Annotated in this window: 7 protein-coding genes; all 7 read right to left on the reverse strand. The window is 73.1% G+C overall.

The features are described from left to right. Positions 1–30: 30 nt before the first annotated feature. Positions 31–816 carry a 3-oxoacyl-ACP reductase FabG gene (gene fabG, locus ACGFYH_RS33645; protein ID WP_393806962.1) on the reverse strand — a complete coding sequence of 262 codons (786 nt, stop codon included), beginning with the start codon at positions 814–816 and terminating at the stop codon, positions 31–33. A 117-nt stretch (positions 817–933) separates the two neighbouring features. Continuing rightward, complete coding sequence (locus tag ACGFYH_RS33650) at positions 934–1,206, reverse strand: acyl carrier protein (protein ID WP_393806963.1); 273 nt, start codon at positions 1,204–1,206, stop codon at positions 934–936. A gap of 346 nt (positions 1,207–1,552) precedes the next feature. Next, entirely contained in the window at positions 1,553–2,770 is a 1,218-nt protein-coding gene (locus tag ACGFYH_RS33655) for a ketosynthase chain-length factor (RefSeq protein ID WP_393806964.1), read from the reverse strand. Beyond that, positions 2,767–4,038 carry a beta-ketoacyl-[acyl-carrier-protein] synthase family protein gene (locus ACGFYH_RS33660; protein ID WP_393806965.1) on the reverse strand — a complete coding sequence of 424 codons (1,272 nt, stop codon included), beginning with the start codon at positions 4,036–4,038 and terminating at the stop codon, positions 2,767–2,769. The genes ACGFYH_RS33655 and ACGFYH_RS33660 overlap by 4 nt, the downstream gene beginning before the upstream one ends. Continuing rightward, a complete protein-coding gene (locus ACGFYH_RS33665) occupies positions 4,035–4,364 on the reverse strand; it encodes a TcmI family type II polyketide cyclase (protein ID WP_393806966.1) in 330 nt (109 codons plus the stop codon). Before ACGFYH_RS33665 ends, ACGFYH_RS33660 begins: the two co-directional genes overlap by 4 nt. Before the next feature lie 40 nt (positions 4,365–4,404). Then, positions 4,405–5,871, reverse strand: a complete 1,467-nt coding sequence (locus ACGFYH_RS33670) for an FAD-dependent monooxygenase (protein ID WP_393806967.1) — start codon at positions 5,869–5,871, stop codon at positions 4,405–4,407. Positions 5,872–5,929: 58 nt separating this feature from the next. After that, positions 5,930–6,961 (reverse strand): hypothetical protein, encoded by a 1,032-nt coding sequence (locus ACGFYH_RS33675; RefSeq protein WP_393806968.1) that lies wholly within the window; start codon positions 6,959–6,961, stop codon positions 5,930–5,932. Between the last annotated feature and the right edge of the window lie 109 nt (positions 6,962–7,070).

Raw genomic sequence — 7,070 nt, forward strand, 5'->3', positions numbered from 1 at the left:
CCTCGTCGGGGTGCGCGGGGGCGGCCGGGCTCAGAAGTTGCCGAGACCGCCGCAGACGTTCAGGGCCTGTGCGGTGATGGACGCCGCGGTGTCGGAGGCGAGGTAGCCGACGAGGCCGGCGACCTCCTCGGGCGTGGAGTAGCGTCCGAGCGGGATCTTCGCGGTGAACTTGTCGCGGATGGCGTCCTCGGTGGTGTCGTAGGCGGCGGCGTACCCGGCACGCACCCGCTGCGCCATCGGCGTCTCCACGTAGCCGGGGCAGACGGCGTTGACGGTGATGCCGGTGGGGGCGAGTTCGTTGCCGAGGGCCTTGGTGAAACCGACCACTCCGTGCTTGGAGGCGGAGTAGGGGGCACCGAGGACCACGCCCTGCTTGCCGGCGGTGGAGGCGATGTTGATGATGCGGCCGCGGTTCTTGCCGCGCATGCCGCCGGTGGTCAGGACGGCGCGGGTCAGCCGGAAGACGCTGTTCAGGTTGGTCTCGACGACGTCGTACCAGAGTTCGTCGTCGATCTCGGCGGTGACACCGCCACCGGACCGGCCCGCGTTGTTGACCAGGACGTCCACGGTGCCGTAGCGGTCCACGGCGGACTGGACGAAGGTCTCGATCGACAGCGCGGAGCGGACGTCGAGGACGGAGCCGTCGGCCTCCAGGCCCTCGGCGCGCAGTTCCTTGACGGTGGTGGCGACGTTCTCGGGATCGCGGGACCCGATGAAGACCCGGTGCCCCTGTTCGGCCAGCAGCCGCGCGGCGGCGCGGCCGATTCCGCTGGTGGCCCCGGATACGAGGGCGACCCGCTGATGCTTCTCGGACATGACTGGTGCTCCCTAGTGCGTGCTGGGTGGGCGGCTGCGTCCGGGGCCGCCGCGGCCGGGCGAGGGGGGAAGGGGCGACCCGGCCGCGGCAGGCAGTGGGGGTTGGGGCTACGCGGGTCAGGCCGCGGTGGCGACGCCGGCGAGCTGGGTGTTGACCACGTCCAGCAGGGCCCGGGGCGTCTTCGCCTCGGTCACCACGGTGTCGTCGAGCGCTATGCCGTACTCCCGCTCGATGCGGCCGCAGGTCTCGAGGATGGCCAGCGACTCGTAGCTGAGTTCCTCGAAGTCGGTGTCGAGGATGTCGCCGTCGAGATCCACGCTCTCGTCGGCGCCGGCGGCCTCCAGCAGGACACGCTTGAGGTCGTCGAGGGTGAAGGACTGCGTGGGCATGGGTGGGTCCTCTCTGTGGGTGTTCCGCGACCGGGCGGACCCCGGGAACGCGGAGAGACGAACGCCCGCCGCCCGGTCCGGCGTGGGAGAGACGATGAACGGACCGGGCGGACGGGCGAGTCGGGGGGGAGCACCCGCGACCGGCCCCTCGGGCAGCCGAAGCGTGCGTCGGCCGGGCCGGGGGGCGGCCGGCAGGGGGCGGCCGGGCGGCGTACGGGCCGGTGGCCGGGCGGTGTACGGCCCGGCCGTTGCCGCGCCGGAGGGCGGCCTTGGCCCGCACACACCGGGCGGTGGTGCTCGTGGACCGGGGTGTCAGGGAGCCGGGCGGCTCAGGGGAGCCGGCGGCTCAGGGAGTGCGGACGACCAGGGCCGAGTTGAAGCCGCACTCGCCCCGCGCGAGGACCAGGGTGGTGCGGATGTCGGCGTGGCGTGACTCGGTGACCAGGTCGAGATCGTAGGAGGCGTCCGGGTCGACGTTGGTGGTGGCGGGTACGACGCCGTCCCGGGCGGCGAGCAGGGCGGTCGCCACGTCCAGCGGGGCGGCGCCCGAGTAGAGGCGTCCGGTCATCGTCTTGGGCGCGGTGACCGGGACGCCGTGCGGTCCGAAGACCGCGTTGAGCGCGTCCGCCTCCGCCCGGTCCAGCTCCGGCACGGCCGCCGCGTCCGCGAAGACGACGTCGACGTCGCCCGCGTCCACGCCCGCGTCGGCGAGGGCGACTTCGATCGCCTTGCGCAGGCCCGGCGGCCGACCGCTGCCGGGAGCGGGGTCGAAGGTGGCTCCGTAACCCGCGATCTCGCCGTACACCCGGGCGCCGCGCTCCGCCGCCGACTGTTCCGACTCCAGGACGAGCAGCGCACCGCCCTCGGCGGGAACGTGGCCGCTCGCCGCGGCGTCGAAGGGCAGATAGGCCCGGTCGGCTTCCTGCTCGGTGGTCAGCCGGCCACCGGCCAGCTGGGCCACCCAGCCCCAGGGGCAGATCGAGGCGTCGATCGACCCGGACATGATCAGCCGGGTGCCCTTGCGGATCTGCCGCCGCGCGTGTGCCAGCGCGTCCAGCCCGCCGGCCTGGTCGGACACGAGGACGCCGCTCGGGCCCTTCATGCCGTTGCGGATGGAGATCTGGCCGCTGTTGACGGCGTAGAACCAGGCGAAGGACTGGTAGGCGGACACGTACTGACTGCCGCGGCTCCACAGGTTGCGCAGCTCTCCCTGGCCGAATTCGAAGCCGCCGGAGGAACTCGCGGTGACCACGCCCATGTCGTAGGCGGGCAGGTCGGACGGCCCGGTGCCCGCGTCGGCCAGCGCCCAGTCGGCCGCCACGAGGGCGAGCCTGGTCATCCGGTCGGTCTGTGCCAGCAGCCGGTTCGGCAGGTGGTCGGCCGCGGTGAAGCCGGGCACCTCGCCGGCCAGTCGCGACGGGTACGAGGACGGGTCGAAGCGGGTGACGCGGGCGATGCCGCTCTTCCCGGCCCGGGTGGCCGCCCAGTAGTCGGTCGTGCCCAGGCCGTTGGGCGCGGCGATGCCGAGCCCCGTCACCACGGTCCGCGCTGTGGCCGCGCTCATGCCGCGTTCCTCTCCGGTCGGGCGAGCACCATCGCGCTCTGGAAGCCGCCGAACCCGCTGCCGACGGTCAGCACCGCGTCGGTGCGGTGTTCGCGCGCCGTCAGCGGTACGTAGTCCAGGTCGCACTCGGGGTCGGGGGTGTGCAGGTTGGCCGTGGGCGGCACCACGCCGTGCTCCATGGCGAGGACCGAGGCGGCGATCTCGATCGAGCCGATGGCGCCGAGCGAGTGTCCGACCATGGACTTGATGGAGGACACCGGGGTCCGGTAGGCGTGGTCCCCCAGGCTCTTCTTGAAGGCGGCGGTCTCGTGACGGTCGTTCTGCTTGGTGCCCGAGCCGTGCGCGTTGACGTAGTCGACGTCCTGCGGGTTGAGCCGGGCCTCGTCCAGCGCGACCGTGATCGCCTCGGCCATCTCCAGACCGTCCGGGCGCAGTCCCGTCATGTGAAAGGCGTTGCAGCGCGAGGCGTAGCCGGCGATCTCCGCGTAGATGTGCGCGCCGCGCCGCCTGGCGGCCTCCAGCTCCTCCAGGACGAACACCGCCGAGCCCTCGCCGAGCACGAAGCCGTTGCGGGTGCTGTCGAAGGGCCGCGAGGCGTGTTCGGGGTCGTCGTTTCGGGGGGTGGTGGCCTTGATGGCGTCGAAGCAGGCCAGGGTGATCGGTGAGATCGGGGCGTCGGTGGCCCCGGCCACCATGGCGCACGCCGAGCCCTCCCGGATCAGCTCCACCGCGTGTCCGACGGAGTCCAGTCCGGAGGTGCAGCCGGTGGAGACGACCGTGGCCGGGCCCTCGGCGCCGGCCGCCCACGCCACCTCGGCGGCCAGGGAGCTGGGCACCAGGTAGTTGTACAGGTGCGGCACCGCGTACCGGTGGTCCACGAGGTCGAGCCGGCCGCCGTCGCTGACGACCCGGTACTCCTGGTCGAGGCCCATGGTGGCGCCGACCGCGCTGCCGATGGTGACCCCGACCCGGTGCGGGTCGGCGCCGGACAGGTCGAGTCCGCTGTCGGCGAGCGCCTCGCGGGCGGTGACGACCGCCAGTTGGGCCGCCCGGTCCATCCGGCGGATCTCCTGGGGGCTCAGCCCGTGTTCCTCGGGGTCGAAGTCGATCTCGGCGGCGACCCGGGACCGGAACGCGGAGGGGTCGAAGAAGGTGATCCCCCGGGTCGCGGTGCGGCCGTCGCTGAGCAGGCTCCAGAAGTTCTTCCGGCCCACTCCGCCGGGTGCGGTGACCCCGATGCCCGTGATGACCACTCGTCTGGCGCTCACGCCCGTCCCTCCCAGTCGTAGAAGCGGGTGGCGACCGCGTCGGCGGGTGAGCGCCACGTCGCGGGGTCGTAGGCCTCGATGAACGGCTTGAGGTCCTCGCTGATCCGTACGAACCGGCTGTCGCTCTTGGCCTGCTCGATCAGTTCGCCGCCGTTGTCGCTGTCGAAGTCCTGCAGGTGGAAGTAGAGGCCGCGGTAGGCGAAGAGCTGGCGGCGCCGGGTGCCCATCAGGTGGGGCATCTCGGTGCCGTCGAACTCGCCGAAGAGCCGGGCGACCTCGGTGCTGCTGTCCGGTTCCATCCGGGCGACGATCAACGTGCTGTGCATGGTCTCTCCTCTGGGCGGGTGGGCGAGTGCGGGCGACGGGTCAGCGGGCCGGTCCGAACCAGCGCTCCAGGGCCATCGGCAGGTCGGCGTGGCTGCCGGGGGCGGCCCAGGCCACGTAGCCGTCCGGGCGGACCAGTACGGCGGTGGTGCCGGCCAGGACGCTGTCCCCCGGCAGCACGGGGGTGGCGGTCACGACGTCGATCCGGTCCAGCCAGGGCCGGGCACGCTCGCGCAGCCGGTCGTTGTCGGCGAGGTCCAGCAGCACACCACGCCCGGCCCGCAGGGCCTCGGTGCCGCGCGACAGCAGCCTGTGCCCGCTCAGCTCCACGTCGGGCATCCGCCGGCCGAGCAGCGGGTGGGAGCCGCCGTCGAGGTCGTAGCGGATCTCCAGCCCGGACACCATCGCCGCGAAGTGCCGGCCGACCTCGGGATACCGGATCAGTTCGGTCAGTACGTCGCGCAGCGGCTGCACCTCCGGCCCGGACAGGAACAGCAGCCCCTGGGCCCGGGTGTTCATCAGCAGCCGTTCCCCCACGGGGTGGCGTTCGGCGTGGTAGCTGTCGAGCAGTGGTTCGGGGGCCCGGCCGCGCACCACGGCACCGAGCTTCCAGCCGAGGTTCACCGAGTCCTGGATGCTGGTGTTCATGCCCTGGCCGCCGGCCGGGAGGTGGATGTGCGCGGAGTCGCCGGCCAGGAAGACCCGTCCGCGCCGGTACTCGGAGACCTGCCGCGTGCCGTCGCCGAAGGCCGACAGCCACACCGGCTCGGCGTGCGAGATGTCGTCGCCGGTCAGCCGCTGCCAGGCCGCGGCCACCTCGTCCCAGGCCGGCGGTTGCTCGCGCCGCTTCGGCGGGGTGCCGCGCTCGCACACGATCAGCCGGGTGATCCCGCCGGGCAGCGGGCCGACCATGACCATGCCGCCGGCCAGGGTCTCGCCGATCATCCGGGGCTGCAGGTCCACGCCCTTGACGTCGGCGAGGTACATCTCCAGGGTCGAGGGCGTGCCCGGGAAGTCGAAACCGGCCTTCTTGCGGATCACCGAGCGGCCGCCGTCGCAGCCGACGAGGTACTCGCAGCGCAGCCGGTGCACTCCGTCGGGGCCGCTCACCTCGACCTCGACGCAGTCCTCCTTCTCCGTGACGGACCGCACCTCGTGGCGGCGTCGCAGGTCGGCGCCCAGGCGGGTGCACCACTCCTCCAGGACGGTCTCGGTGACCGACTGCGGCACGCTCTTGGCCGCCTGGTGGGCCCCGTCGAGCACGCCGAAGTCCACCGGCAGGCCGCCGAAGTGGCCCACGTTGCTGACCTCGACGTCCCCGAACCGGGACAGCAGGCCGCGCTGGTCGAAGACCTCCATGGTGCGGGCGGTGAAGCCGAGACCGCGTGACTCTCCGGTGCGTGCGGCGAGTTTCTCCAGTACGACGACGTCGACGCCCGCGAGCCGCAGCTCGCCCGCGAGCATCATGCCGGCCGGCCCGGCGCCCACGACGATGACTTGTGCGTCCATGACACTCCTCGGGAACTCCCCGCCGGGTGGGCGGGGGAGGGAACGGGTGTGGGGCGGATCAGCGGTACAGGCGCCCGATGGCCTCGTTCGCCACGTGCGCGGCCGCCGCGTGCCGGGGGTCGGGCGCGAACGCCTCGTGGCGGACCGCGACCTCGGCGAGTTTGATGGTGTGCTCGTCGCCGATCTCCACGGCCCGTGCGAAGACCTCCGCCGGGCCGGGCACGGCCGCGGGCGGCGGGGGCGCCGGGTGGGGCGTGGCGTGGAACCAGTCGAGCATCGTGCGGCTGACGGCACGCGCGGTCAGGTAGGAGGGGCGGCGCTGGGCGGGCGGCAGGTGCTCGACGACCAGTCGCACCGCCGCGGGTCCGGTGACCGCGTGGATCAGCGGGATCGGGTGATGTTGGGAAACGGTGGCGTAGACGCCGGCGTACTCGGCCACGAGAGCGTCCAGCGCCCGTGCGGCCGGGTCGCGTCCGTCGTCTTCGGCGGCCGGGCCGCCGCCCGGGCCCGCGGTACCGCCGTGGTCGGCCACGCCGTCGGGGCCCCGTACGCCGTCGGGGCCTCGTACGTCGTCGGGGTCGGCGACGATGCCGTGGGTGGAGTGGCGTGCGGCCCAGTACCCCAGGCCCTGCGCCAGTTCGCCCAGCTGGAGCCGGTTGTCGCCGGGAGCGGCGGCCACGGCTCGGACCGCGTGCGCGGTACGGATCACTCCGTGCGTGAGCACCGCGGACATGCCGGGCAGCAGCCGCGGCCACCAGCGGGCCAGTACCCGGGGCCAGGGGCTCTCCGCCAGCTCCCTGTCGAACAGCGCCGTCCAGTCGGCCACCCGGGAGAAGTCGCCGAGTGCGGCCCGCCAGTCGGCGGGGTCGGCGGGGTCGATGGTCCGGCGGCGCTCGGGCGGGTCGTGGTAGGCGCGGCTGCGCAGGTTCCGCTCGATCCACGCCGGGACTTCGTCGGCGTACCCCATGTGGGCGAGGGCCTCGGCGGCCATCGGGGCGTGGTTGACGAGGCTTCGGCCGTGCTCGAAACCGATCGGACGCAGACGCTCCAGGGCCTCGCTCACGGCATCGGAGTAGCTGAGTGCTGCCATGGCGATCAGTCCCCGATGTCGCAGATGGTGGCGCCGGAGGTGAGGGACGCGCCGATGTGTGCGTCGAGGCCCTTGATGGTGCCGGACTTGTGGGCGTTGAGGGGTTGTT

Origin of the sequence: Streptomyces sp. NPDC048392 (assembly GCF_043200575.1) — a bacterium.
Taxonomy (GTDB): domain Bacteria; phylum Actinomycetota; class Actinomycetes; order Streptomycetales; family Streptomycetaceae; genus Streptomyces.

Bases quoted from the DNA above. Each gene is read 5' to 3' on its own strand.
- fabG (WP_393806962.1), bottom strand. From the start codon at position 816: ATGTCCGAGAAGCATCAGCGGGTCGCCCTCGTATCCGGGGCCACCAGC.
- ACGFYH_RS33650 (WP_393806963.1), bottom strand. From the start codon at position 1,206: ATGCCCACGCAGTCCTTCACCCTCGACGACCTCAAGCGTGTCCTGCTG.
- ACGFYH_RS33655 (WP_393806964.1), bottom strand. From the start codon at position 2,770: ATGAGCGCGGCCACAGCGCGGACCGTGGTGACGGGGCTCGGCATCGCC.
- ACGFYH_RS33665 (WP_393806966.1), bottom strand. From the start codon at position 4,364: ATGCACAGCACGTTGATCGTCGCCCGGATGGAACCGGACAGCAGCACC.
- ACGFYH_RS33670 (WP_393806967.1), bottom strand. From the start codon at position 5,871: ATGGACGCACAAGTCATCGTCGTGGGCGCCGGGCCGGCCGGCATGATG.
- ACGFYH_RS33675 (WP_393806968.1), bottom strand. From the start codon at position 6,961: ATGGCAGCACTCAGCTACTCCGATGCCGTGAGCGAGGCCCTGGAGCGT.